At 53.6% G+C, this 23,916-nt stretch carries 23 protein-coding genes and 1 tRNA gene; 12 read left to right on the top strand and 12 right to left on the bottom strand.

The features are described from left to right. Positions 1-31 precede the first annotated feature (31 nt). Positions 32-658, bottom strand: coding sequence for a tyrosine-type recombinase/integrase (locus KUC_RS06935; RefSeq protein WP_040479792.1), 627 nt, complete (start codon positions 656-658; stop codon positions 32-34). Between the two features lie 277 nt (positions 659-935). Here KUC_RS06935 and KUC_RS06930 point away from each other — a divergent pair, with 277 nt between their 5' ends. The 6 genes from KUC_RS06930 (at position 936) to KUC_RS06900 (ending at position 6,621) form a co-directional block, all read left to right on the top strand. Beyond that, the gene (locus KUC_RS06930) at positions 936-1,505 is read left to right on the top strand and encodes a hypothetical protein (RefSeq protein WP_007112438.1); all 570 of its coding nucleotides are present in this window, start codon (positions 936-938) and stop codon (positions 1,503-1,505) included. A gap of 33 nt (positions 1,506-1,538) precedes the next feature. Next, positions 1,539-1,880: a hypothetical protein gene (locus tag KUC_RS19770; RefSeq protein ID WP_040479791.1), complete on the top strand. Its 342-nt coding sequence runs from the start codon at positions 1,539-1,541 to the stop codon at positions 1,878-1,880. A gap of 279 nt (positions 1,881-2,159) precedes the next feature. Continuing rightward, complete coding sequence (locus KUC_RS06920) at positions 2,160-2,792, top strand: hypothetical protein (RefSeq protein WP_040479789.1); 633 nt, start codon at positions 2,160-2,162, stop codon at positions 2,790-2,792. A gap of 98 nt (positions 2,793-2,890) precedes the next feature. Further along, positions 2,891-3,499, top strand: a complete 609-nt coding sequence (locus KUC_RS19070; protein WP_050804813.1) for a hypothetical protein — start codon at positions 2,891-2,893, stop codon at positions 3,497-3,499. A 100-nt stretch (positions 3,500-3,599) separates the two neighbouring features. After that, positions 3,600-5,351, top strand: a complete 1,752-nt coding sequence (locus KUC_RS06910) for a hypothetical protein (protein WP_007112435.1) — start codon at positions 3,600-3,602, stop codon at positions 5,349-5,351. A 583-nt stretch (positions 5,352-5,934) separates the two neighbouring features. Beyond that, positions 5,935-6,621 carry a calponin homology domain-containing protein gene (locus KUC_RS06900; protein ID WP_007112434.1) on the top strand — a complete coding sequence of 229 codons (687 nt, stop codon included), beginning with the start codon at positions 5,935-5,937 and terminating at the stop codon, positions 6,619-6,621. A 168-nt stretch (positions 6,622-6,789) separates the two neighbouring features. Here KUC_RS06900 and KUC_RS06895 read toward each other — a convergent pair. Then, positions 6,790-6,866: transfer RNA gene (locus KUC_RS06895), tRNA-Arg, on the bottom strand. A 144-nt stretch (positions 6,867-7,010) separates the two neighbouring features. On the opposite strand from KUC_RS06895, the gene KUC_RS06890 reads away from it, so the two are divergent. Both KUC_RS06890 and KUC_RS06885 read left to right on the top strand, forming a co-directional pair. Further along, positions 7,011-8,006 carry a TRAP transporter substrate-binding protein gene (locus KUC_RS06890; RefSeq protein ID WP_040479783.1) on the top strand — a complete coding sequence of 332 codons (996 nt, stop codon included), beginning with the start codon at positions 7,011-7,013 and terminating at the stop codon, positions 8,004-8,006. Between the two features lie 28 nt (positions 8,007-8,034). Beyond that, entirely contained in the window at positions 8,035-9,000 is a 966-nt protein-coding gene (locus tag KUC_RS06885) for a LysR family transcriptional regulator (protein WP_040479782.1), read from the top strand. Between the two features lie 14 nt (positions 9,001-9,014). On the opposite strand, the gene KUC_RS06880 is transcribed toward KUC_RS06885, so the two are convergent. Beyond that, the gene (locus KUC_RS06880) at positions 9,015-10,406 is read right to left on the bottom strand and encodes an FAD-binding oxidoreductase (RefSeq protein ID WP_007112431.1); all 1,392 of its coding nucleotides are present in this window, start codon (positions 10,404-10,406) and stop codon (positions 9,015-9,017) included. Positions 10,407-10,696: 290 nt separating this feature from the next. Between KUC_RS06880 and KUC_RS06875 the strand changes: the two genes are divergently transcribed. From KUC_RS06875 to KUC_RS06865, 3 genes are read left to right on the top strand one after another with little or no spacing between them, the layout of a single operon-like run. After that, positions 10,697-11,734, top strand: a complete 1,038-nt coding sequence (locus KUC_RS06875) for a TRAP transporter substrate-binding protein (RefSeq protein WP_007112430.1) — start codon at positions 10,697-10,699, stop codon at positions 11,732-11,734. Continuing rightward, positions 11,735-12,259 carry a TRAP transporter small permease gene (locus KUC_RS06870; RefSeq protein ID WP_040479779.1) on the top strand — a complete coding sequence of 175 codons (525 nt, stop codon included), beginning with the start codon at positions 11,735-11,737 and terminating at the stop codon, positions 12,257-12,259. Continuing rightward, entirely contained in the window at positions 12,256-13,518 is a 1,263-nt protein-coding gene (locus KUC_RS06865; protein WP_007112428.1) for a TRAP transporter large permease, read from the top strand. The genes KUC_RS06870 and KUC_RS06865 overlap by 4 nt, the downstream gene beginning before the upstream one ends. Positions 13,519-13,632: 114 nt before the next feature. Here KUC_RS06865 and KUC_RS06860 read toward each other — a convergent pair whose 3' ends face one another. Further along, positions 13,633-15,414 carry a methyl-accepting chemotaxis protein gene (locus KUC_RS06860; RefSeq protein WP_007112427.1) on the bottom strand — a complete coding sequence of 594 codons (1,782 nt, stop codon included), beginning with the start codon at positions 15,412-15,414 and terminating at the stop codon, positions 13,633-13,635. A gap of 437 nt (positions 15,415-15,851) precedes the next feature. Between KUC_RS06860 and KUC_RS06855 the strand changes: the two genes are divergently transcribed. Beyond that, positions 15,852-16,778: a YihY/virulence factor BrkB family protein gene (locus KUC_RS06855; protein ID WP_040479776.1), complete on the top strand. Its 927-nt coding sequence runs from the start codon at positions 15,852-15,854 to the stop codon at positions 16,776-16,778. Positions 16,779-16,780: 2 nt separating this feature from the next. Here the strand turns inward: KUC_RS06855 and ureG are convergent, their stop codons facing one another. From ureG to KUC_RS06815, 8 genes are all read right to left on the bottom strand, one after another. Further along, complete coding sequence (gene ureG / locus KUC_RS06850; RefSeq protein WP_007112425.1) at positions 16,781-17,419, bottom strand: urease accessory protein UreG; 639 nt, start codon at positions 17,417-17,419, stop codon at positions 16,781-16,783. Positions 17,420-17,445: 26 nt separating this feature from the next. Then, positions 17,446-18,177: an urease accessory protein UreF gene (locus KUC_RS06845; RefSeq protein ID WP_040479773.1), complete on the bottom strand. Its 732-nt coding sequence runs from the start codon at positions 18,175-18,177 to the stop codon at positions 17,446-17,448. Continuing rightward, on the bottom strand, positions 18,167-18,694 hold the full coding sequence (gene ureE, locus KUC_RS06840) for an urease accessory protein UreE (RefSeq protein WP_007112423.1): 528 nt from the start codon (positions 18,692-18,694) through the stop codon (positions 18,167-18,169). The genes KUC_RS06845 and ureE overlap by 11 nt, the downstream gene beginning before the upstream one ends. 199 nt (positions 18,695-18,893) lie before the next feature. After that, complete coding sequence (gene ureC, locus KUC_RS06835; RefSeq protein WP_007112422.1) at positions 18,894-20,609, bottom strand: urease subunit alpha; 1,716 nt, start codon at positions 20,607-20,609, stop codon at positions 18,894-18,896. Further along, positions 20,606-20,926 carry an urease subunit beta gene (locus KUC_RS06830; RefSeq protein ID WP_007112421.1) on the bottom strand — a complete coding sequence of 107 codons (321 nt, stop codon included), beginning with the start codon at positions 20,924-20,926 and terminating at the stop codon, positions 20,606-20,608. Before KUC_RS06830 ends, ureC begins: the two co-directional genes overlap by 4 nt. Positions 20,927-20,965: 39 nt before the next feature. After that, positions 20,966-21,268: an urease subunit gamma gene (locus tag KUC_RS06825; RefSeq protein ID WP_007112420.1), complete on the bottom strand. Its 303-nt coding sequence runs from the start codon at positions 21,266-21,268 to the stop codon at positions 20,966-20,968. 37 nt (positions 21,269-21,305) lie between these two features. Then, the gene (locus tag KUC_RS06820; RefSeq protein ID WP_007112419.1) at positions 21,306-22,190 is read right to left on the bottom strand and encodes an urease accessory protein UreD; all 885 of its coding nucleotides are present in this window, start codon (positions 22,188-22,190) and stop codon (positions 21,306-21,308) included. Between the two features lie 239 nt (positions 22,191-22,429). After that, positions 22,430-23,791, bottom strand: a complete 1,362-nt coding sequence (locus KUC_RS06815) for a diguanylate cyclase (protein WP_007112418.1) — start codon at positions 23,789-23,791, stop codon at positions 22,430-22,432. Positions 23,792-23,916: the final 125 nt, after the last annotated feature.

The raw sequence follows: 23,916 nt of genomic DNA, 5'->3' as shown, positions 1-23,916 counted from the left end.
ACGGCCCGGGATAGGCCGTCGTTTGTCCTTATTAAACTTCTGTCTGTTCTGCCATTTCCAACGCATCATCGACCTCTATCCCTAGATACCTGACGGTGCTTTCCAGCTTTGTGTGACCCAGGAGCAGTTGCACTGCCCTTAAATTTTTCGTTCGACGGTATATCAGCGACGCTTTGGTGCGGCGCATCGTATGCGTACCATACACTGACGCCTCCAGACCTATTTCAGTGACCCATGCTTTCACGATACGGGCATACTGGCGTGTTGAAAGATGCTTTGCGCTATTGATTCGGCTAGGAAACAGGAAGTCTTCGCTTCGGAGCTGAGCCAGCTGTATCCAGTCGATAATAGCGATGCGAGTCTGCTCGGTAATTTCGAACTGGACAGGCCGATGTGTCTTTTGCTGCATTACGATGGCTCGTGGGGAAATGCAAGCACCATGGGCTATATCTCGTACTCGTAAATTGACAAGGTCGCAGCCCCGTAATTTGCTATCAATGGCTAAATTGAAGAGGGCAAGATCTCTCGTCTTTTTGGCAAGTTGTAGGCGAATACGTATGGCCCAGATATCTCGAAGACGTAGAGGCGCCTTCTGCCCAACCAGCTTGCCTTTGTTCCAAGGGGTAGGTGTACAGGAAATTTCAGTCAAAACTTTCATGGCATGTTCCTCCATCAGGTGGAGGTCAAAGAATGGCTCAATAAATGCTCGTCATGTGCTAAGGTTAATTTACAGTCGGGGCTCGACCCTGAGCGGCCATTTTTGGAAATGCACTAGGAGCGCGAATTTTGGCTATACAGCCTAATGAGAATTAATAGCTTAAAGGATCATAGGCTTGGGAGAATCTGGCAGGCTGCATTTGCCGGGAAAAAGTGCCAGCGCGTTCATTCAATCATAAGATAGGCTGTCTAATACCTGTTAGCTTTAAAGGAAAATTATGGAGATTGTCTACACTACTTTAAGTTCATCAGCCCTTCTAGGGATTCTAGGCTTTTTATTTAGGCACCTGATTCAAACGAGGCTAACCAATGCTGTTAAGCATGAATATGACAAAAAAATAGAGAATGTGAAATCAGAGTTAAAGGCAAAAAACGATGCTTTAGCATCTGAATTGGCGTATTTAAAAGATTCTAGGTTGCAGCGAAATGCTGAGGCTAGAAAAATAAAACAAGATTATTATCATATGTTTCTAGAGGCTGTCTCAATAAAATTTACATACATAAATAGCATGGAAACAGAAGACGGCATTCTGGCAAATCGAAAGTTTTGCGTAGAGGTAAATCGATTGCCTTTGTATGCATCACAAGAAGTGGTGGAATTCGTTAGTCAATTTGCGGGAGGCGGCAAAGCCCCCGAGTTTACCGCGTTATACGAAGTGATTAGAAAAGATCTATGTTCTGATACATATGACGAATTTAATAGTCTTTCACAGTTTTACTTTCAAATTCCTGAAAAAATTAAAGCTAAAAAGTCAATGCAACCGACCGCTAACGCGGCGGCTGATTGAAGCGTTAGCCTCCAAAGGAGAACTGTGCCAAACATGAGTGATTCAGAGTTCCTTCAATGTGAATGTGAAGGCTTAGATCATGAAAAATTCAATTCTATTTTGTCGGACGAGCTTCGTAAAAATATCACCGTGCACGATGTATTTAATCGTGATTATTGCGTGATGTTATCCGTGGATAAAATAGATGAAGACGAAGGACTATCGGTTCATGAGTATTTGACTGACCTCAAAGGAAAGATGGGGGTCTACGGTTTGTGGATTGAGCATACAGAGTGTTATGACCACGACATGCATAGAATGCTTTGCTTATATGCTGGCAAAGGCTTTGCACTGGGACGAATAAAAAGTCACATCACTGAAAAATGGCCGGAATAAGAACTACTATATGTAACGTTCTACGAGTGCGAAAACCGTATCGCAAAATACATAGAACAGCTTTTCTTGGATAATTATGATTCCCCCTTGAATAGCGGGGAAAACACAGGCGAGGGTTTTCTGGCCACGGTGTGGGATAGTGAGCGATACTCAATTGGAACAAATTTACATGAAATATCTGATAGGCTGGCTAATAAATTCCCTGAACGCTTTCAATAAAAAGGCTATGCACGCGACAAGCGCGTGATGGTAGCGTTAGGCATCACAATGGATATATATATGGAATTTGAACATGTTATTGCTCACTGTAAAGCCTTGAAAAAGGAAGTAGAGCAACTTGGCGACTCAGACGGCGCTAAGCTAAAAGGCCTTAAGGCTCGAATATATGATTTTCTATCGAAAGTTGGTGGTCCGAATAATACTTTTGTGAAGCAAATTTCCAGTGTGGACAGCACCGTTACTTCTTATCAAAAGAACGTAGTAAGCGAAGTGTTGAGTTCATTTATAGCGCATATGGAAAATGGACTTGTTGGTGGAATCAGTCCCAAGCGACAAGCCGAACTAGATGTTGTCTCAGACTTATTGGAGCAATCAAATACATTACTCGAAAATCCTAAAGTGCATTCCGCAGCGCCTGCGGTTCTCATTGGCGCTACGCTCGAGGAATTCTTAAGGACTTGGGTCGAAGAAGAAGGTTTAAGTCTAGGAGGTAAAAAACCTAGCTTAGATTCCTATTGCAAAACATTGCGAGAGGAAGAGCTTATCACTAAGCAAGATGTAAAAGACATCACAGCGTGGTCTGGCATACGAAATCACGCCGCTCACGGGGAGTGGTCTGAAGTAGAAGATAGGGCACGCATACGTCTCATGCTCGAGGGCGTCAATTTATTTATACGGCAAAAAACAGCATAGAATGCCTAACAAGAGGCTCAAGTTCGCTCCTTTTCACTCCGCTGGATACTCACTTCGTTCGCGCCGTTTAGCCGAGCGTTATGCATCAGGAGGTTTTGGTGCTATCTGAAATTGAAGTAAGGCGTTTATATATTGATGACGTCGAATGGGAAAGAACCAGCGACAGCTGGAAAGACCTCAAGCCATATCGTGATTTCAACAGTTTTAACATTTCAGATGAATCAGTTGAAAATTATTATCTTCGATTAAAAAAACGGTTTAATATACCTAAAGCTGTTTTGGAACAGTGGCTCTATGGGCTCTACTATGATCGTAATTGTGTAAATAACTATGGCTGGATTGATTTTGACGATATTAACATTGTGCTAGAGGATTTATCGTTAGAGAAGCTTCGAGAAGTAAGAGTCATAGGTGATTATCGAAGTTATGTTGCAGAAGGTGCAAGCTATATCGCGTATGAACAACTCCCTTGCCTCGAAAAAGACAAAGATCACTGGAAGAGTCATGGAACTTGGCGAACACCACCAGTTTTTTTAGATGTAAAGAGTTTTCCTCATGACGTTATACCCGGCTACTCAGATATAGGGTCGGGAATGCAACTAATCGAGGGACATTCAAGGCTGGGTTACTTGTACGCAATTGCCAACTGCAATTTGGGTTTAGCAGACACCCATAAGGCTTATGTTGTTAAATGCAAAAATGCATAACAAGACCATTAAGGTTGTTCCGGGCCGATGGCCCTCCACCGGACGCCCCTGTCGGGGCGCCGCTTATGGCTGGCGTTATGCCTAAGGAGACTAATCACAGATGGATCAAGATTGGATTCTTCAAAAGAAAGAGACCCGTCGTACATTTTCTAAATCGACTTGGGTACCTTTGAGAGCGGCTGTAGATAACGAGCACGGTAACGTTAAGAGTTTGGGCTACAGCAACGAGTTTTTTGGCTGTGGGTCCGTTGCGTTTTTACCAGAAAACCGTGAGATCGCTGAGAAATTGAGTTGGGGTGATATCGGACTTAGTAGGACAATTGGCCCTTACGCATACGAGGATGGGGACTACTCGACTATTGATGAATACCAATATAACGATAAAGAGCCGATAGGTGTTCATTTGGTCTTAGAATTGCCTCTACCAGTAGTCGGTGGAAGACAATGGATATTGAATCCCGATCTTGTCGCAGCTCTCCGCCTCATAAAAGAGGGAGGTCATTGGGTTAGACCTGAAGAGAATTTTATAGTTGTTGCTCGTGAGGTTCTCGATGAAAACGGTGAGCAACGCCAGATCGAAATCAAAAGAGAATACTTGCTGGATTACTTAGCAGCTAGGAACCTGGCGTTACGACTCTCTTACTACCGTCAAAGAGTGGAAAATGTAACCTCTCTTGAAACTAGTCACTATGCGGGTTTAGAGAGTCATCAAGAAGAGCGAGATGGTGGTCGATATGAACTACTGATTCGCAACATCAATGACGTTTTTGGCGGAAGCTGGGCGATGTTCCGCGCTTGGCGAACAGATGTAGACGAAGATGAAGATGCTCCCGTGATGGGGCCAGAAACCAACGAAAACACAGATTATGAAAATTCCCGAGGACACAAAGGTGGCTATGAAGGTGTCCGAGTGGAGGGGGAGTTCTGGCGAGATGAATGGATAGATCACCAAGGGATTAGCACGCGCGTAAGAGGAGATGCAGATAAAAACCTGCCTCAATTCATAGTGGAAACTGATGGCACTCGTTTGGCGTCTTCCCAATTGGATAGTGAAGACATTGGTAGATGGTTGTGGTTTCGGTCCAGCATTGTTAACGAGCTTCTTGAACTCCGCGGTTTTTCGCTTGGGTGGTATACAGCAGGAACTGGCTGCATAAAATCGACTTCCGGGTATTCGATTCACTTTGGGATAAACTCTTCGGATTTAATTACCATCTACGCTTACGACATAGCTCGTCTTCCTGCATGGGAGCAGCATATCTGGGCGGCCCAAAATGTCGTTCCAGATGGGAAGGTTTCAAGCGAGTTATTGGATGCGCAAGTGAAAGCTCAACCGGCATCTACCCACGCTGTGGAGGAGCTTTTTTTCGAGGTTATGGCTATGCTTGAAAACGGTTTTCGAGACGTCTTTGACGTTCCGCTTTTTACGCATGACATAAACCGCTTAGAAGCTATGAAGCATATATCTCGATTCGCCAGTAAGGATCAGGCATCTCTTCTACGATTGGCAAAAGAACTCGTTCGCATTTTTTCTGATAGGTTGGATATGCGTGAGCTTCGTAAACTTTCAACACATTCAAACAAGGATAAACTGGGGTCAAATAAACTCCTTGAGGATGTACTGGCTCAAAAGGTGGGCCCCGAAAAAGCTCGTGAAGTATTTGGTCCAATTGCGGGGGCTTATGATATGCGAGTAGGTGATGCTCATCCTACCAGCTCGAAGATTGGGGATGCGTTAAAGCTCGCTGGGATTGACGATAGCAACTCGTTTTTACGGCAAGGAGAGCAGTTAATATCCAATTTTGGCCAATCGATTTGGTGGGTTGGAAAATTACTGTTCGAAAAGCCGTAAAGTGAGATCTGTAGGCAGGTTGGCATAACACCTATGACCTTCTGCCTGTCAAGGCGCTGCTGCCGGACAAATTTTCTGCTGCGCTCCAAACTTGCCGCAGAGCGCAGCGTTAGAGCGTATGCACCGCGGTATTTACAAAAGGAGGAGTCATAATTCAATCAAACGCTTATACAAACTGCAGTGAGTTCTACGAAGTCGCTAAGATCGTGGAGTTCGTAATGCCGTATGGCGGAGAAGACACCCAGTTTCGAATCGAAGTGTTGCATGATCTCCAATCGAGTCGTTTTAGCACTAGTGTGTATTACAAAGATTACTTCCATCTGCAGCCTTCATACCCCGTCGTTAACGGAAAGTTCTCGAAGAAGCCTACAGACTTCCAAGTCTGGGTTCCCTTCCCGAACGCTGCATGGACTGATCGCGACACTGCTGACGAAGCGATCACACAGGCATTGGGTTTTTTAGGCGCACATTAGGTCAGAATTGCATCAAATTCGTTCCGGCCTGAAGGGCCTCCACCGGACGGCCTTGTCAGGCCGCCGTTTATGCAAGCGTTAGCCAGTGCAAGAAAGGGAGTAATTTCGGGATGACCAGCCCACTAAAGAGAAAGCATGAGCTATCGGTCATGAATGTTTTCGTGAGCCGGTTGAAAAAGGCCGCCGAAGGCGAAGGCAAGAGGTTTATCGGTGCGCCACTTGATGGTCAAGACGCTTGGTTGGGAGCGGACTGCCTTATGTCGGAGGGTTCGCGCTTCGCAATGGCAGAATTCAAGTACGAAGAGTCTGATATTCGATCTGAGAACAGGAAGCCCCGTCGTTTGGCAATGTGCAAAGCGCTCTGCAGGGAAGAAACCTTCCTTGGTGAACACTTGGCGTGCCATCTGATAGCTTGGTCGATCCCTGATGAGAAAAGAACAATAGTTCTCAATGGCTACGCGCATGAAGTCTGTAATGCACAGATATGGGGCGAGCAAAACGGTCTTGATGACAAGGCTTATCCGGACCCGAGATGCGAGGATCAATCGTTCGTTGATGAGTTCCTTTCTGGCAATATCGGTTTGGAGCTTGAAGATTTTGAGGCGTATGTTTCGTGGCTATCAGATTTTGAAGAAAGTGGTACCGATAGTATTGAGCTGATTATTGAGAATCCCGACGAAGATGCGATTGGAGCCTTGGAGTTTGCCTCGTTGAGTGAGCTGAAACTGTGGATGGATAATAATCCGCCCCGGCCGACTCCACCCAGATCAGACCCAGGCCCGAGTTTTGGCCCCTAAATGGGCTAACCAATGGGTGAAACTGACCGGCACTACGCTGCGCTCCGTACCGGCAGCTTACCCAAGGCGTTATACAGCTTCGTCTGAATGACTGCTCTTGGCCGATAGCAGTCAAGCCCAAAACAAAAAAGGGGCCCACGATTTCTCGCAGGCCCCGTTTTTACAATTTGGCGCGCCCGGCAGGATTTGAACCTGCGACCCTCGGCTTCGGAGGCCGATACTCTATCCAACTGAGCTACGGGCGCTTGTGGGTGCGTATCGTAACCGTGCAGGGGCGCTGTGTCCAGCCGCGAAGCGGTTTTGCAGGCGGGGTCGATTGACCGTTTTCCCCTCTCTGGTGCATGCTTTGGAAGCACTTCTGCACCTTAGTCCATTGGGAACACAATAATATGAAAACTTTTGCACGTAGCACGCTGGCTCTGGGCATCTCACTGGCGCTGGTCAGCGCCGCAAACGCCGCTGATTTTGCTGATATGGATCCCGTTACCCTACGCCTGGCCCACGTGGTTAATGAGCAGGATGGTTTCCACATCGCCGCCACCAAATTTGAAGAGCTAGTGGAAGAGCGCACCGACGGCAAGGTGGATATCGAGATCTACCCCAACGCCTCACTCGGTGACGAGCGCACGCTGCTGGAAGGCATGCAGATCGGCACCGTCGATATGGGCGTGATTACCAACGGTCCGGTAGCCAACTTTGTTGAAGAGATGGCGGTATTTGAACTGCCTTTCCTGTTCCCTTCCCCGGAAGCCGCTTACGAAGTGCTCGATGGCCCGATTGGCCAGGAGCTGCTCGATAAGCTTTCTGAGGTGAATCTGAAAGGCATGGCCTACGCCGAGCGCGGCTTCCGCAACCTGACCAACAGCGAGCGGGCAATTAACACACCGCAAGACCTGGATGGCCTGCGTATCCGCGTGATGGAGAACCCGGTCTACACCGACACCTTCCGCGAGCTGGGCGCCAACGCGATTCCTATGGCATGGACTGAAGCCCTTACCGCCATGCAGCAAGGCACTATCGATGGCCAGGAGAACCCGGTGAACGTGATTCACTCGTTCAACCTGGATGAAACCCAGAACTACATGACCCTTTCCCGCCACACCTACGCCCCGGCGATTTTTGTCATGGGCATGCCCGCCTGGAACCAACTGCCTGAAAACGCCCAGGAAGTATTGCTAGCGGCAGCCCAGGAAGCCGCCGAGCATGAGCGCCAAGTGAACGCAGAGATGGAGAGCGAACAGCTGCAAGCGCTGCGTGATGCCGGCATGGAGATCAACGACAATCCGGATATGGAAGCCTTCCAAGCCGCCGTGGCGCCGGTGTATGAGAAGTACGGCGAGCAATTCGGTGATTACCTGCCGCGCATTCAGGAAGCGCTCAAGTAACTCGCCTGCTGATTAAGAGACACGCCTGATGGCTGACACCCCCCATATGAAGCTGGCGAGCAGACTCAATAAGATAAATCTCAATTTACTCTTGGTCTTTCACACGCTTTATGGGAAACGGAGTTTGACGCTGACCGCAGAGGCGCTCTGCTTGACGCAACCGGCGGTCAGCCACTCGCTGAAAAAGCTGCGCCTGTTAATGGACGACCCGCTGTTCATCAAGACGCTGGACGGGATGCAGCCCACCCCGCTTGCCCGGCAGATGGACGCCGCGGTGGCCAAAGGGCTGTTCTACCTTGATCAGGCGGTTCACAGCAACAGCGAGTTTGCTCCCGCCACATCGAAGCGGGAGTTTCGTGTCAGCCTGGTGGACTATGTCAGCCAGCAACTGCAACCCAAACTTATCCAGCACTGCTTGGAACACGCGCCCGATGTGTGTTTCAACATGCTCTCCACGCGCATCGCCAGCGCGGAAGGCGCCCAGCAGGTTCTGCAAGAGCACGATATTGATCTTGCGGTGGTGCAGCTCGAAACCTTGCCGCTCACCTCGCACCACGAGTACCTGTTTGATGATGTGATTGGCTGTGTGGGCGATGCCACCTTTCATGGCGAGGGCAGCGCCATCACTCTTGAGGCGTTTTTAAACTCCCCGCAGGTGGCTTTATCCCATCGCGAGGACAGCCCGCTGCTCATCAATGAAAAGCTGCGGGAACTGGGGTTGGAGCGAAAAATCGTCGCCAAGACGCCCTACATCAACCCCCTGCAGGAAATATTGGTATCGACAACGCTGCTCTGCGTGGTCACAGAGAGCGCGGCCAGGGTCGTTTGCCGCAACAATAGCCTGAAGTTCTACGCCCTGCCTCTGGACGTCCCAGCGTTCAAAGTCTGCCTGTGCTGGGATGAAAGGAAGGATCACGATTCGGGCATCCACTGGTTGCGGCAACTTACCAGGGAGCTGATAACACCAGCCCCCTCCGCCCTGGACGGCCTATAGTCAAACCGCCAAACTCACTCCACCGCCACGATTTTGCCGCGGTTCAACAGCAGCTTGGGATCCAGGGCGATTTTCATGCGCTTCATTAAAGCGATCTCTTCGCTGGAGCGGGAAATACTCAAGTAGTCGCGCTTTTCGAGCCCGATGCCGTGTTCGGCAGAGATCGAGCCGCCGTACTCTTTTAGCGGGGAGTAAACCAACTGCTCAACCTGACGGCGGCTTTGCGGGCTGTCGTCGCGCACCGTGATCATAATGTGCAGGTTGCCATCGCCGAGATGGCCGAACACGATCATTTTTCCTGTTTGGGGAAACTGCGCCTTGAGGCTTTGCTCCAGAGTATCGACGTAGGCGTCCATATGCGGAATCGGCAGGCTGATATCGTAGGAGAACATCGGCTTCAGCTCTTTCACCAGCACTTCGATATCTTCCCGAATCGCCCAAATGCTTTGGCGCTGGGCACCGGAATTGGCTAGCACGGCGTCGGTGACCAAGCCGTCTTCCATGGCCTGTTGCAGTATCTCGGCGAAGTGCTCCGCATCCTGGGTATCATCCAGGCCCAGGGTTTCGATGATGGCGTAGAAAGGCGAGTCGTCGGCCAGTGGCGGCGCGTGCTTACCGCTCTCGGTGGTGACCAGCTTGTAGTGGCTATTCCACAGCGCCTCGAAGGCGCTAAGGCTGTTGGCGAGCTGTTGGGAGACCCTGCGCAACAGCTGGGTCAAGGCATCGAAGGAGGGCACCGCGACCAGAGCGGTTTGCTCGCTGGGCATATGTGGCTGCAGCCGCAGCACGGCGCGGGTGACAATGCCCAGGGTGCCTTCGCTACCGATAAATAGCTGTTTGAGGTCGTAGCCCGCGTTGTTCTTGAGCATTTTGTTGAGCGAGCTGACCACGGTGCCATCGCTGAGCACGGCTTCCAGCCCCAGCACTTGCTGGCGCATCATGCCGTAGCGAATGACCCGTATTCCGCCCGCGTTGGTGGCGATATTACCCCCGATGGTGCACGAACCCCGGGCGCCGAGATCGAGGGGGAACTGCATATCGACCTCCGCTGCGGCTTCTTGTACCCGTTGGAGTGTCACCCCGGCCTGAACCTGAATCGTAGAGCCAACTAGGTCGACCTCTTCGATCTGGTTCATCAGTTCCAGAGACACCACCAGTTCCTCCGGGCTGGCTTCACCGCCGTGCACGATGCCGGTCATGCCGCCATGGGTCACCACCAGCTGGTCGGCCTGGTAGCACAGCGCCATCACTTTGCTAAGCTGTTCGGTGTTGCGGGGCCTGACAATGGCCTTGGCACGACAGGGCGCCCCGGTAAACCAGTCGACGCTACGCTGGGAGACATCGTCACCGAGCAACACGTTTTCTGGGCCGACTACCGCCACTAGGTCGTTGAGCAACTTATCCATTGGTTATTCCTGTTTTAGCTGGCGTCGCCATGGTTATTGGTTAGTAAGAACATGGTTAGCAAGACTCACCACCGGCCAAGCCTTACCATCGCTTTCCAAGGCAGTTAATCAATCGTTAATGCTTGCAGGCTAGCGCTAACCTTAAAACCACTCAAGCCTAAGATCTATAAAGATTTTTTGGATTATTATCGCGAATAGTGGAATAAAAATAAGTAATTTGCCCTGTTAGCTCGATATGGTATAGATGAAGCCCACCAAGATAATAAGAACAGCCACCACTAGGAGATAATGTGAAACATCGCGCCCGTTTTACCGCTCACGCCGCATCCTGTTATACAAGCAAATTCAAACAGTTAAACCTAACTTTGCTGTGCACTGGCCTGTTGGGTTTACCGCTAATGGCCCAGGCCGAGGAAATTACCCCTATTAACCTGCGCTTAGCGACCGTGGTAAATACAGAAGATACTTACCATATTGCCGCAGAGCGCTTTCAGCAGTTGGTCAGCGAACAGACCGACGGCGCGGTCTCGGTTGAGATATTTCCCAACGCCTCCTTAGGTGACGAGCGCACTCTTCTGGAAGGCATGCAGATCGGCACCGTCGATATGGGCGTGATCACCAACGGGCCGGTGGCCAACTTCGTTGATGAGTTCTCAGTGTTTGAACTGCCGTTCCTGTTTCCAAGCGCCGAATCCGCTTACTCCGTACTGGATGGCGAGATCGGCCAGGAAATATTGGCCAAGTTAGAAGATGTGAACCTGAAAGGGCTGGCCTTTGCAGAACGCGGCTTTCGCAATATCACCAATAGTCAGCACGCGATCAATGCGCCCGAAGATCTCGACGGCCTGACACTGCGGGTTATCGAGAACGAGGTCTACGTGGATACGTTCCGCGAGCTCGGCGCCAATGCCGTGCCCATGGCCTGGACAGAAGCACTGACCGCGCTGCAACAGGGCACGATTGATGGTCAGGAGAACCCGGTTAACGCTATTCATGCCTTTAACCTGGCAGAAACCCAGGACTACCTCACCATGACGCGGCATATCTACGCGCCAGCGATTTTCATTATGAGCTTACCCGCCTGGAACGGTCTGCAAGTGGAGGTTCAGGACATCGTACTTGATGCCGCCAGCGAAGCCTCTGCCTATGCCAGGGAACAGAACGCCATTATGGAAGCAGAGCAGTTAGCCGAATTGGCCGAGGCGGGCATGGAAATCAATCAGTCGCCGGATATCGCCGCCTTCCAGGAAGCCGTTGCCCCGGTGTATGAAAAGTACGGTGATCAGTTCGGCGACTACCTGCAACGCATCCAGGAGGAAGTGAAGTAAGTGCCCACTCACACGCACCCACTGGTAACGTTGCTACAGCGTACTGAACGTTTTCTGGACGCCATCATCCAGCCCGTGGTCTTTGCGGGCATGGCGGCGCTGATTGGGGTGATTACCCTGCAGATCGTCTCCCGGGTGCTGTTCACTGCGGTAGGCTGGACCGAAGAAGTCGCCCGCTTTCTGCTGGTGTGGATCACCTTTTTAGCGGGCACGCTGGCGTTTCAGCGCGGGCGGCATATTGCCGTGACCTTTGCGGTGGATGCCCTGCCCGGTCGCCTGCGCCAAATCGCCCGCATTGCCGCTCTGCTGATCGTGCTGGCGTTTATGATCGCGCTGATCGTAATCGGCTACCGCTATATGCAGGTGCAGAGCTTTCAGAAATCCGCTTCGCTGCGGCTGTCGATGACCTACGTCTACGCGGTGATGCCGATCTGTGCGGCCATCATGGCGTGGTATGCGCTGGTCGATATCATTGAGCTGCTGATTAATGGCGAAACCACCCAGCCCCAGGAGGAGTCGCTATGACGCTGCTGCTGTTTGGGCTGTTCTTCCTGTTTATGCTGTTGGGCGTGCCAATTGCCTTTGCGATTGGCGCCAGCACACTATATGCATTGCACCAATCCGGCGTGCCGCTGATGGTGGTCACCCAACAGATGTTCCAGGGCATTAACTCCTTTGCCCTGGTCGCGATCCCGATGTTTATCCTCGCTGGGGATTTAATGGCCCAGGGCAAGGTGAGCGAAAAGCTGGTCAGCTTTGCCGACTCGCTAGTGGGTTTTATGCGCGGCGGGCTTTCGGTGGTTTCGGTGATGGCGGGCATGTTCTTTGCGGCGATTTCCGGCTCTGGTGCGGCAACGACCGCCGCCGTGGGTTCAAGCCTAGTGCCGGAGCTCAAGCGCAAAGGGTATGATCCGGCCTCGGCAGCCAGTTTGATTGCCGCCAGCGGCACCATTGGGGTGGTGATCCCGCCCTCGGTGCCTATGATCATCTACGCGGTCATCGCCCAGCAGTCGGTCTCCAAGCTGTTTCTAAACGGCTTTTTGCCGGGGCTGGCGATGGGGCTGGGGTTGATGGCCATTGCGATTGCGCAGGCCTATAAGCGCCAATACCCCAAAGGCACGCCGCTGTCGCTGGCGACTATCTGGGCGACTTTTAAAGACGCCAGTTGGGGGTTGATGACGCCGGTAATTATCCTCGGCGGTATCTTCTCGGGGATATTCACGCCTTCAGAGGCCGCGGTGGTGGCGGTGAACTACGCCATGTTGGTGTCGCTGTTTGTCTATCGCGATCTAACACTGCCGCAGGTGTATAAGCTGCTGATCCGTTCAGCGATGACCACCGCGGTGATTATGCTGGTGATTGCCATGTCGGCGGTGCTGAGCTGGACGCTGTCAAGCTGGCAGGTGCCGGGGGCGATTGCCCAGGCGGTGCTGTCGCTCTCCACCAACCCTTACGTGATTATGCTGCTGATCGTTGGGATTATTCTGCTCACCGGGGTGTTTATCGAAACCGCCAGTGCGCTGATTATTCTTACGCCAGTGCTACTGCCACTGGTGCTGCAGCTGGGGATTGACCCGATCCACTTTGGTTTGATTATCGTGGTGGGGCTATCCATTGGCATGATTACCCCGCCGGTGGCGATTAACCTCTACGTGGCCTCCTCGATCACCCAGCTGCCGCTAGAGCGGATTACCCGCGCGATTATCCCTTACCTGCTGGGGCTGATCGGGGTGCTGCTGTTAGTGGTTTACGTACCGATTATGCTGGGCTGGTCGGGCAATTAACTGCGCATACCGGCGTTAACGCACCGGGGCTTGCCATTTGGCAAGCCCCGTTTTTATGTCCATCTACTATCTGCAGTCATTATCCGCAGTGCTTATCCACAGCAAGAGTGAGCGCTAGAACTCCTCCCACTCATCTGCAGCATGCTTTGCCGGTGAGGGCTTTGATGATGGCTGTGATGAGGCGTGCGATGAAAGCGCGGGGCGTTTCAGGCCGCTATCACCGCCGCGCTGCTGAGGCGCCGGAGAGGCTAGCGCCTGATGCTGGGGCTCGTCTTCGCCAAGTACAAAAGAGTTGATTAACTGATTCAGGTGCTCTGCATGACGGCGCATATTGGCAGCAGCGGTGGTCGACTCTTCTACCATGGCAGCGTTCTGCTGGGTCATGGTGTCCATTTCGGCCACGGCGGTGTTGATCTGACCGATACCGCTGCTCTGCTCTTTAGCGCCAGCGGTAATTTCACCTATCACGTCGGTAACCTTCGCCACGCTGGAAACGATCTCGCGCATGGTGTCGCCTGCATTGCGCACCAATTTCGCACCCGATTCTGTGTGTTGAACCGAGGTATCGATAAGCGCACGAATCTCTTTGGAAGCATCGCTTGATCGGCTGGCCAGCACCCGCACCTCTTGCGCCACCACGGCAAAGCCGCGCCCATGCTCGCCCGCCCGTGCAGCTTCCACCGAGGCGTTAAGGGCCAGAATATTGGTCTGGAAGGCAATCGCATCGATCATGGTGATGATATCGCTGATACGCGAAGCGGAGTCGTTGATATCACGCATGGTGGTCTCAACCTGACCCATCGCAGTTTCGCCTTCACGGGCCACGTCGGCGGTAGATTGCACCAGCGTATTGGCCTGCTGGGCATTGTCGGCACTGTGGTTAACCGTCGAGGTGATCTCCTCCATGGAAGCGGAAGTTTGTTGCAGGTTTGCCGCCGCCTGCTCAGTCCGAGTGGCGAGTTCTTCGGAGCTTTGTGAGATTTCCCCCGCCGCCTGGTGCACGCTCAGCGTACTGCTGCGCACATCGCGCAAAGTGGTCTGCATGCGCGCCACAAAGGCGTTAAATTGAGCGCTTAGCTCGCCAATCTCATCGCCGCTTTCAACTGCTAAGCGACGGGTTAAGTCACCGCGCCCCTGAGCAATATCGTGCATAGCCGCGGTAGTGCGCTTGATCGGTCCCAGCGTGCGACGCACCAAGCCATACGCAATCAGTGCAATCACGATAAATAGACCCAGCCCCAACAGGGAGGCAAATATAATGCCTTGACGCAAATCGGCGGCAGCCGCGGCTTCAAGTTCGGCAACGGCGTCCTCAACATCGGTGACGTAAACGCCTGCACCAATGAGCCAGCCCCATTTTTCCAGGCGATCAACGAAGGAGTGCTTGGGTTCAATTCTGTCGGTACCCGGGTAATCCCACATATAGCTATAGAAGCCCCCACCACTTTGAGCGACCTTAATGATCTCGCGAATCAAATAGGTGCCATCGGGGGTTTGCGCATTGATCATGTTGGTGCCTTCACGCTCTGGCGCAGGCGCCGTTACGATATTGTTACCGTCATAATCGTAGATGAAGATGTAGTTGTTATCTTCAAAGCGCATGGAACGCACCAGCTCGGCTACCTGCTGCTTGGCGGCCTCATCGTTGGCACCGGCTTGCTCGTAAATGGGCTCGATGGCAGAAGTCGCCATCTGGACGATATCGCGCACCGATTGGCGGCGCTCTTCAATCAGCATTTCACGCTGATTTGCTAACGTATCGCGGGTGTCTTGGATGTTGCTGTAGGCTTTAAACCCGACCAGCGCAACCGTCACTAACAGAAGGGGGAGCAGTACCAGCATCAGCACCTTGGTTTGTAAACCAAGAGCTCGTTTGGAATCAGAAGAAGTGGTCATTTGTGAACAAGTTCCAGAGTCAGTCTTGAGGGAAAGAGTTTTTAATAATTATAGGGGCCTTATCGACCTAAAATGCACAGTCTTTAACCAATTTGCGGTGTTTTTTACTTAATATTCCAATAATTAACAATCAATAATTAGGTTCATAACCTAAGTTAAGGCTATCGATAGCGTAAACGTTCATTCTGGAGTGGTGGTGGCCAAGGATGGCCCGTTTTAAGCAAGACGCTTAGCCACCTTCTTCGGTTGCCCTGACCTTTCTACTGCCTGGTCAGGGCGACCTTTTTGTTTTTAAGGCTTACCTTCAACAGAGCTTTCTACTGCCGCCATCTTAACCCAGCCCCGTCCATTCCTGACTTTCTTGATCTTTGCCCTTGTTACTTGCTAGCGCCATGGGCGTATCATGGCATCAGCAAGTAACAAGGAGAATGGCAAGCATGGTTCAAAACCCCTCATTTTTTAGCGCTGTCTTGCTCCTGCTCCCCCGGTTGGCTCACTTTGCTTGGCGCGTATTACGCAATTTTTTGAAAAATCACGGCATCCTGCTTGCCGGTGGCGTGGGCTACAATATTCTGCTCTCAATTGTGCCGCTTTTTGCCGTGCTGGTGGTGCTATTAACCCAGGTGGTAGATCAGCAGCACCTTCTCAATGTGCTGTCGATACAAGCACGCCATATGGCGCCCGCCCACGCCGAGGTCTTGTTAGAGGCCGTTCGCAGCCTGCTGGACTCGCGGGACGTGATCGGCATTCTGAGCTTTCCCATTCTGCTACTGTTCAGCTCCTTCGCCTTTCGTATGCTTGAAGACGCTTTAGCGATCATTTTCCATGCGCCGGATAGCCCGCATATCAAGCGCAGTGCCTGGGTATCAGTCATGCTGCCTTACGCTTTTATGGTGGTACTCGGGGCAGCACTCATGGTGCTTACCCTCGTAGTCACCCTGGCCAGTTCGCTGAATGCGCTGGTCATGGCCATTTTCGACCGAGAGCTGCCTTTGGCGGGGTTATCAGAACCAGTGCTTAACCTGGCCAGCTTCATCGGCGTTTTTCTACTTTTCAGCGCTATCTACAAAGTACTGCCGGTGGTGCGCATCGCTTTACGCCGGGCAATTGTAGGCGGCTTTGTGGCAGCCCTGCTCTGGGAAGGGGTACGCCTGCTGCTGGTCTACTATTTCGCCAACCTCTCGTTCGTTAACGCCGTCTACGGCTCGCTGGCGACGTTGGTGGTCGTGCTGATTAGCCTGGAAGTGGGCGCCATCATTTTACTGCTGGGCGCCCAGGTGATTGCCGAGCTGGAACGCAATACCCGCCTTGGCCTGCCATGGCACGTCGATCCAAATCGCCAGCCGATTACGCGGGTCGATTAACGTTAGCTTGCGGTCGCTTCGGCCTGCGGGCGCCGCTCATCAAGCATCCCTTTATCGAGAATAAAGCGGATAATCTCTTCAAGCCCTACCCCGTCATAAAGATTGGTAAACACAAAGGGCCGCTCGCCGCGCATTTTCTTGGAATCGCGCTCCATAATGTCTAACGACGCATGTACCTGTTCGGCGATATCGATTTTATTGATAATCAGTAGGTCGGATTTGGTGATGCCCGGCCCGCCTTTGCGCGGAATTTTATCGCCAGCGGAAACGTCGATGACGTAGAGAGTCAGGTCGGAAAGCTCGGGGCTAAAGGTCGCAGAAAGATTGTCGCCGCCCGACTCCACCATGACCAGCTCCAGCTTGGGATGGCGTCCCTGTAGCTCATCGATGGCCGCCAGGTTCATCGAAGCATCTTCGCGTATCGCGGTATGCGGGCAGCCGCCGGTTTCTACCCCCAGAATACGATCCGCCGGTAGGGCATCGTGCTTAAGCAGGAAGTCGGCGTCTTCGCGGGTGTAGATATCGTTGGTGACCACGGCGATATCGTAGTAGTCCCGCAGCGCTAAACAGAGTTGCTTGAGCAGTGCGGTTTTGCCGGAACCAACCGGGCCACCCACGCCAATGCGTAAACAGTGAGTCATAAATCTCTCCTCAATCGATAAGCTGATTAACTTCTAAACAGGCGTGAATACTGGGTTTCGTGCAGCGCACTGGCCAGGGCCAAACCGGGTAGCACGGGGCCTAGTTCGTCATCTTCCAGTGTTAGCGCTTGGTTAACGGCATTCACTAGCACGGGACGGAGCTGCTCAATCACACGCTGGGCAGCGGTGTGGCCCAGCGGTAGTGCTTTGCAAGCCACCGCCAGTTGGTTTTCCAACCACGCCCAGGCAAAGCCCAGCAAGGTTTGGCGAACGGACACGCCGCGGGCATGCGCTGTATAGGCAAATAGCGTCACATAGCCTGCTTGATTCGGTAATAACGGCGATAGTAAGTCTTCACTCGGCAGCGGTTCTTCGCTTGGCAATAGGTCCAGGCTGCCTAACAGGCGCTTGAGCGAGGCGCCCAGGCGGCTATCTTCAGCGGCCAGTTCAGCAGTTTCCCGCGTGGCGGCCAGCCACTCATCCCAAACGGCAATGGATTCACCATTTGCCTGATCAAACGCTTGATGTAGCCGCGCCAGCACTGGCAGCTCGCAGCGGGTTAAGCCATCTTCCAGCACGCCGCTTAGCCACTCGCCAAGGCTGGCTTCATCGCGCACCCAATCAAGTTCAAAAGCGCTTTCCAAGCCTTGGGAAAACGCAAAAGCACCGATGGGTAGCGCAGGGCTGACCAGTTGCATTAAGCCTAGCAGCGCCAGCTCATCGCTTTGGCTTTTTAGCGCAGCTGAATCAGTGGGCATGGTGGTGCTCATGTGCGTGGTCGTGGGAATGATCGTGCGAATGGCCATGACCGTGTGAATGAGAGTGCCCGCCGCCCACTTGGTTATAGGCGCCGGGCTCTGGGTCGAAGGTGGCGTTATGGTGCTCTAGTTCGGCCCCCAGCAGTTCGGCGAGCTCTTCCAGCACGTGATCCGGGGGGAAGCGTACCCAAGCGCCCTTCTCATCTTCGCCCAGCGCCAGCTGCACGTGGCGGTTGCCCAGGTGGTAAGCCAGACGCGCCAGCGGTAAGCCAGCACTCACTCGCGCGGTCACCACAGGCTCTACGGCGGCGCAGACGCGCACGACTTCGCCGCTTTCGGCTTTTAGGCCTTCGCCGCTGCGCAACACCGGGCCACGATCCAGAAACAGTCCCAGCTCGCGGCCGCTATCACTTTGGGCTTTTAAGCGCCCGCGAATGCGTAGTTCAAAGGGCAGCGTGAGTGTGTCGCTCGCCGCGCTCTCCTCTATCGGCCCTAAGCGTTCTATTAGTTTTAACATGACTAACTTCCTTTCTCGCTCGGTGCGGCTGTGTCGGGGGTAGGCCGTAGAGAGGGTCTTTTGCCATGGCCGGAAAATGTTCCATACATTTCCGGCATTTCCTCCATCCCTGGAGGGCAGATGGCAAAAGTAGCGTACACGGATGTATTTACAGCGCCCTCTCGTAGGCCTACCCCCGGCACCCCGGATAATAGCTCAATCAAAATAAATGATACCGCTGTGCCAGCGGCAGGTCGGTGGCGGGCTCGCAGGTTAAAATTTCGCCATCGCAGCGCACTTCATAGGTTTGCGGGTCGACGGTTAAATCGGGGCAGGCATCATTGAGCTTCATATCCTGCTTGCGCACCTGGCGCACGTTTTTGCACGCGGCCAGTTGGCTATTGAGGCCCAGTGTCTCTTTAATGCCGGCGTCTAACGCAGCCTGGCTAACAAAGCTGAGCCGGGTCTGGCTAGCCGCTCGGCCTAATGCACCAAACATATAGCGGTAGTGCACCGGCTGGGGCGTGGGAATCGAAGCATTGGGGTCGCCCATGGGCGCCGCCGCAATCATACCGCCTTTGATCATCATCGCCGGTTTTACGCCGAAGAACGCCGGTTTCCATAGCACCAGATCCGCCAGTTTACCGACTTCAATGGAGCCCACTTCATGAGCGATGCCGTGGGTAATCGCCGGGTTAATGGTGTACTTGGCGATATAGCGCTTGGCGCGGAAGTTATCGGCGCCCAGGGCTTCATCTTCCGGCAGCAGGCCACGCTGCACCTTCATCTTATGCGCGGTTTGCCAAGTACGGCAGACCACTTCACCGACCCGCCCCATGGCTTGGGAGTCTGAGGCGATCATCGAGATCACACCCAAGTCATGCAGAATATCTTCCGCGGCGATGGTTTCGCGGCGAATGCGCGAGTCGGCAAAGGCCACATCTTCGGGAATATTGGGGTCGAGGTGGTGGCACACCATCAGCATATCGAGGTGTTCGTCGATAGTGTTGACCGTATAGGGCCGCGTCGGATTGGTGGAAGAGGGCAGGACATAGGCTTTCGAGCAGGCAGTGAGGATATCTGGGGCGTGACCGCCGCCAGCGCCTTCGGTGTGGTAGGTGTGAATGCAGCGCTCTTTAAACGCGGCCAGGGTGTCTTCCACAAAGCCCGATTCATTTAGGGTGTCGGTGTGGATCGCTACCTGCACATCGTAGGCATCGGCGACGTTAAGGCAGTTATTGATCGACGCGGGCGTGGTGCCCCAATCTTCGTGCAACTTGAGCCCCATGGCGCCCGCTTTGAGCTGAAGCTCCAGGGATTCGGGCAGACTGGCGTTGCCTTTGCCCAGAAAGCCGATATTCATGGGCATATCGTCCACCGCTTGCAGCATCTTGCCGATATGCCATGCGCCGGGAGTGCAGGTGGTGGCGTTGGTGCCGGTGGCCGGGCCGGTGCCGCCGCCGAGCATGGTGGTAATGCCGCTCATCAGTGCTTCTTCGACCAACTGTGGGCAGACAAAATGGATGTGGGCATCCAGGGCGCCAGCGGTGAGAATCTTGCCTTCACCGGCGATGATTTCGGTGCCGGGGCCAATCACGATCTCGACATCCGGCTGGGTATCCGGGTTGCCCGCTTTGCCAATCGCCGCGATGCGGCCGTTTTGAATGCCCACATCGGCTTTAACGATGCCCCACCAGTCCAGAATTAGCGCGTTGGTGATGACTGTATCCATCACCGTGTCGTCGGCACGCTGGCTCTGGCCCATGCCGTCGCGGATGACTTTGCCGCCGCCGAACTTCACTTCATCGCCGTAGTGGGTGGCGTCTTTTTCGACTTCAATCCATAGCTCGGTATCGCCCAGGCGCACGCGGTCGCCCACCGTGGGGCCGTACATATCGGCGTAAGCCTGCCGACTGATCTTGTTAACCGGTTTCATTGTTTATCTCCGTCGAGCTTACCCATGACATCACCACGGAAGCCGTAAATTGCACGCTCGCCCACATAGGGAATCAACGTGACTTCACGGGTTTGGCCGGGCTCAAAGCGAATCGCCGTGCCTGCGGCCACGTCCAAGCGGTAACCCCGCGCCTTGGCGCGATCAAAGGTCAATGCGGGGTTGGCTTCGGCAAAATGGTAGTGGGAACCGATCTGAATCGGCCGGTCGCCGGTATTGGCCACTTCCACGCTAATCCGCTCACGGCCCACGCACAGCTCGATATCACCGTCTTTTAACTTGTACTGTCCTGGAATCATTGGACCGGGAATCATTTGGTTGCTCCTTTGAATCGCCTCTCAAACAATAGGCGTATGAACAGTGACCAGCTTGGTGCCGTCGGGGAAGGTGGCTTCCACTTGAACGTCGTCGATCATTTCGGCGACGCCTTCCATCACGTCGTCGCGGCTAAGGATCTCGCGACCATAGCTCATTAAATCGGCTACGCTACGGCCATCCCGGGCGCCTTCCATAATCTCAAAACTGATTAGCGCCACCGCTTCCGGGTAGTTGAGCTTTAAACCGCGGGCTTTGCGGCGCTCGGCCAGTTGAGCGGCGGAGAACAGCAGCAGCTTGTCTTTGTCTCTCGGGGTTAATTCCATGGAACGTGTCTCCAGCAGTGCATCACAGGGATACGGATTAGGTTAGCCAAATTCGCGGCGTATGCGCGGCGCGGTCGATCCAACGGGGGCGCAGCAGGTGCCAGGCTTGTTCACATAGCGCCCAGGCTTCGTTACGCGAGTTGCCCAGATAGCGCAGCAGCAGGACGCCATGGCGAACGGTAACCGCCCAGCGTGGATTATCCGGCAGCGCTTCACGCAGGGCATCAATCGCCGCAGGCGCGTCAGCAATGCCCACCGCCCACAGCGTCGCCTGCACGGTGGCACCGCCTTGGCCCCAGCGGCCCTTAAAGCGTGGGTGAAGCGGATCGAGCGGCTGGCGTTCTAGCCACAGCGGCTTGCCGTCCAGGGTTAAGCGAAAGTGCTGCTCGATACGCCCGGAAATATAAGGCAACTCGCTGGCCGGGCGGCCTAGCGCCATCACTTCCCAACCCAGGCAGCGGGCGCTGCCGTGAAGGTCAATCTGGGTGCGCTGCTCGCCCTTGGAGCCATCAAAGGCGATGGTCTCCTGGGGCAGCCACTCAAGGGTGCCGCCATCTTCAACGCTCAACCGGGTGTGCTGTGTCCAGGCAACGCCCTGGCTGTCGGCTTTATAGAGTTTATTGGCGGCAGGCGTGGTGAGTAGCGCATGGGCGCCGCGCTCTACGTGGGCGCTGATGGTAAGTGCATCGCCGCTGACCAACCCGCCCGGCGGGTGCAGGACGTAGATATGGCACGCCTCATCACCGCCTTCCGGGTAAAACGGACGCTGCACCCGCAGCGGCCCTGAGTGGCGCGCCTGCACCATGCGGGTGGCGCCATCGCGGTTGGCAAAGCGTAACGCCAACGAAGCCGCCCAGTGGCGGCCTGCGTCGAAGCGGTGGCCGGAGGCAACTTGTGGTTTGGCGAGTTCGCACAGAATCATGGGTAGCTGTCGCTTCCTTTTCATTAAGCTTTTGGCAGACAGATATTCACTGTGCCCTTAACTTAATAGAAGCAATTAATGCGCCAAAATGGTGAAAAACCCTATTGGGCGTTCAATGCGGGGATATAAGCCAAATAACATGGCAGACCCCTTCTTTTTTACGCACTAAAAAAGATCAAAAGCATGAAGAAAGCACCAAAAAAGTGCATTAGCAGGCCAGATTTACATTTCCAGCACCATCACTGCACAACAACCCGGTCTCGCCCGCCGCGTTTCGCTTGATAAAGTGCTTGGTCAGCCCGCTGCAGGGAGTGGTGATAATCAGGATGGCCGTCGTGGAGCGTAACGCCCACGCTAATCGTCACGTTAAGCAGCGTATCCGCGCCCGCGAGCAACGGCTCTTTAGCCACCGACTGGCGCAACCGCTCTGCAAATAGCCGGCTACCTTCATAGTCAGTATTGACCTGCACAATCAAAAACTCTTCGCCGCCCATGCGGAACACGTAATCCCCCCCACGGGTGGAGCGGTCAAGAATACTCGCCACCTGTTGGAGCACGCTGTCGCCTGAGTCGTGACCATGGGTGTCGTTGATCGACTTGAAGTGGTCGATATCGACCATTAACAGCGCAAAACAGTGCTCCGAATGGCGGGCAATGTCGATTTCGCGACTGAGCACGACCGGTAGAAACTTGCGGTTGAGTAAGCGGGTTAAGCTGTCGCGTCCGGCATCTAAACCGGAAGCACGCTCGAGTACATCGTCGAGCAGCATCAACACCGTGCGGGTGGCATCTCTAATCTCGCCCAGCGCCTTAAGCCGCTGGCTAGCATCGTCATGCAGCAGGACTTCCAGCCACTCACGATCCACTTGCTGAATATGCCGGGAAATAGTGGCGATCTCCGGCGCGCCCTCAAACGCATGGCATGCTTTATGGAGATACCAAAGACCAAAATCGGAATTGGCTAACTTCGGCAGCGTGGCGATATTTTGTTGGGCGGCCACCGCAAACATCAGCGCATTTTCCCAGTTCAGCAGCGCCGAACGCTGGCGCTCACGCTCGTCACCGATGTTTTGAGTGAGGGAAAATAGCTTGTACGCCTCTTCGGTGCGCGCATTACGGTCGCTGGCCACTGAGTAGGCGTGGCTCATAATTTCCATGGCCATATCAATATGCTCGGAGACATACACCGAGGCATCCCCCGTCGACAGCGGGCTTGTAAGCGTGGCGTTGATCTGCTGATAAAACGCCTGCTTAAGTTGCCGCGCCCCGTTAAGCACCAGGTTTACCGGAATATCGATGCGGGCATGCACCTGCCCCACTTTTTCCTGCTGCTCAACCAGAGCTTCGAAATCGGCGTGCTCGACGGAAAACATGGCCTTCAGCCAACGCCGCATAGAGGGGTTTAAACGCTGCTCCACTTGATCGTTGGAGAGAAATAGCGAGGCATGCGGATCTTCCAGCATCACCCGATAAAATTGGTCAGCAAAGCGGTGGCAGTGGTTCTCCACCAACGTCTCTACTGCTTGCCGCAACGGCTTAGGCGTGCGCTCTAGAAGCGTCTGCCACTCGGCGGCGAGCTGATGTTTATCTTTATAGCGCATACCCCACCTGCTTCTAATTGATAAACAGCCTATATTACACACAAAGGCGTGATGTCAACCGAACATAGAACAGGATTTTAGCGATTAAGCCCACCAAGGGGGTGGGCTTATAACCGTGTATGGTT

This window comes from Vreelandella boliviensis LC1 (assembly GCF_000236035.1).
GTDB classification, from domain to species: domain Bacteria; phylum Pseudomonadota; class Gammaproteobacteria; order Pseudomonadales; family Halomonadaceae; genus Vreelandella; species Vreelandella boliviensis.
This window is presented reverse-complemented; position numbering and strand designations above follow the sequence as displayed.

What these genes read in the sequence shown, in the direction of transcription:
- KUC_RS06935 (WP_040479792.1), bottom strand. Translation starts at nt 658, where the DNA reads ATGAAAGTTTTGACTGAAATTTCCTGTACACCTACCCCTTGGAACAAA.
- KUC_RS06930 (WP_007112438.1), top strand. Translation starts at nt 936, where the DNA reads ATGGAGATTGTCTACACTACTTTAAGTTCATCAGCCCTTCTAGGGATT.
- KUC_RS19770 (WP_040479791.1), top strand. Translation starts at nt 1,539, where the DNA reads ATGAGTGATTCAGAGTTCCTTCAATGTGAATGTGAAGGCTTAGATCAT.
- KUC_RS06920 (WP_040479789.1), top strand. Translation starts at nt 2,160, where the DNA reads ATGGAATTTGAACATGTTATTGCTCACTGTAAAGCCTTGAAAAAGGAA.
- KUC_RS06910 (WP_007112435.1), top strand. Translation starts at nt 3,600, where the DNA reads ATGGATCAAGATTGGATTCTTCAAAAGAAAGAGACCCGTCGTACATTT.
- KUC_RS06900 (WP_007112434.1), top strand. Translation starts at nt 5,935, where the DNA reads ATGACCAGCCCACTAAAGAGAAAGCATGAGCTATCGGTCATGAATGTT.
- KUC_RS06890 (WP_040479783.1), top strand. Translation starts at nt 7,011, where the DNA reads ATGAAAACTTTTGCACGTAGCACGCTGGCTCTGGGCATCTCACTGGCG.
- KUC_RS06885 (WP_040479782.1), top strand. Translation starts at nt 8,035, where the DNA reads ATGGCTGACACCCCCCATATGAAGCTGGCGAGCAGACTCAATAAGATA.
- KUC_RS06880 (WP_007112431.1), bottom strand. Translation starts at nt 10,406, where the DNA reads ATGGATAAGTTGCTCAACGACCTAGTGGCGGTAGTCGGCCCAGAAAAC.
- KUC_RS06865 (WP_007112428.1), top strand. Translation starts at nt 12,256, where the DNA reads ATGACGCTGCTGCTGTTTGGGCTGTTCTTCCTGTTTATGCTGTTGGGC.
- KUC_RS06860 (WP_007112427.1), bottom strand. Translation starts at nt 15,414, where the DNA reads ATGACCACTTCTTCTGATTCCAAACGAGCTCTTGGTTTACAAACCAAG.
- KUC_RS06855 (WP_040479776.1), top strand. Translation starts at nt 15,852, where the DNA reads ATGGTTCAAAACCCCTCATTTTTTAGCGCTGTCTTGCTCCTGCTCCCC.
- ureG (WP_007112425.1), bottom strand. Translation starts at nt 17,419, where the DNA reads ATGACTCACTGTTTACGCATTGGCGTGGGTGGCCCGGTTGGTTCCGGC.
- KUC_RS06845 (WP_040479773.1), bottom strand. Translation starts at nt 18,177, where the DNA reads ATGCCCACTGATTCAGCTGCGCTAAAAAGCCAAAGCGATGAGCTGGCG.
- ureE (WP_007112423.1), bottom strand. Translation starts at nt 18,694, where the DNA reads ATGTTAAAACTAATAGAACGCTTAGGGCCGATAGAGGAGAGCGCGGCG.
- ureC (WP_007112422.1), bottom strand. Translation starts at nt 20,609, where the DNA reads ATGAAACCGGTTAACAAGATCAGTCGGCAGGCTTACGCCGATATGTAC.
- KUC_RS06830 (WP_007112421.1), bottom strand. Translation starts at nt 20,926, where the DNA reads ATGATTCCAGGACAGTACAAGTTAAAAGACGGTGATATCGAGCTGTGC.
- KUC_RS06825 (WP_007112420.1), bottom strand. Translation starts at nt 21,268, where the DNA reads ATGGAATTAACCCCGAGAGACAAAGACAAGCTGCTGCTGTTCTCCGCC.
- KUC_RS06820 (WP_007112419.1), bottom strand. Translation starts at nt 22,190, where the DNA reads ATGATTCTGTGCGAACTCGCCAAACCACAAGTTGCCTCCGGCCACCGC.
- KUC_RS06815 (WP_007112418.1), bottom strand. Translation starts at nt 23,791, where the DNA reads ATGCGCTATAAAGATAAACATCAGCTCGCCGCCGAGTGGCAGACGCTT.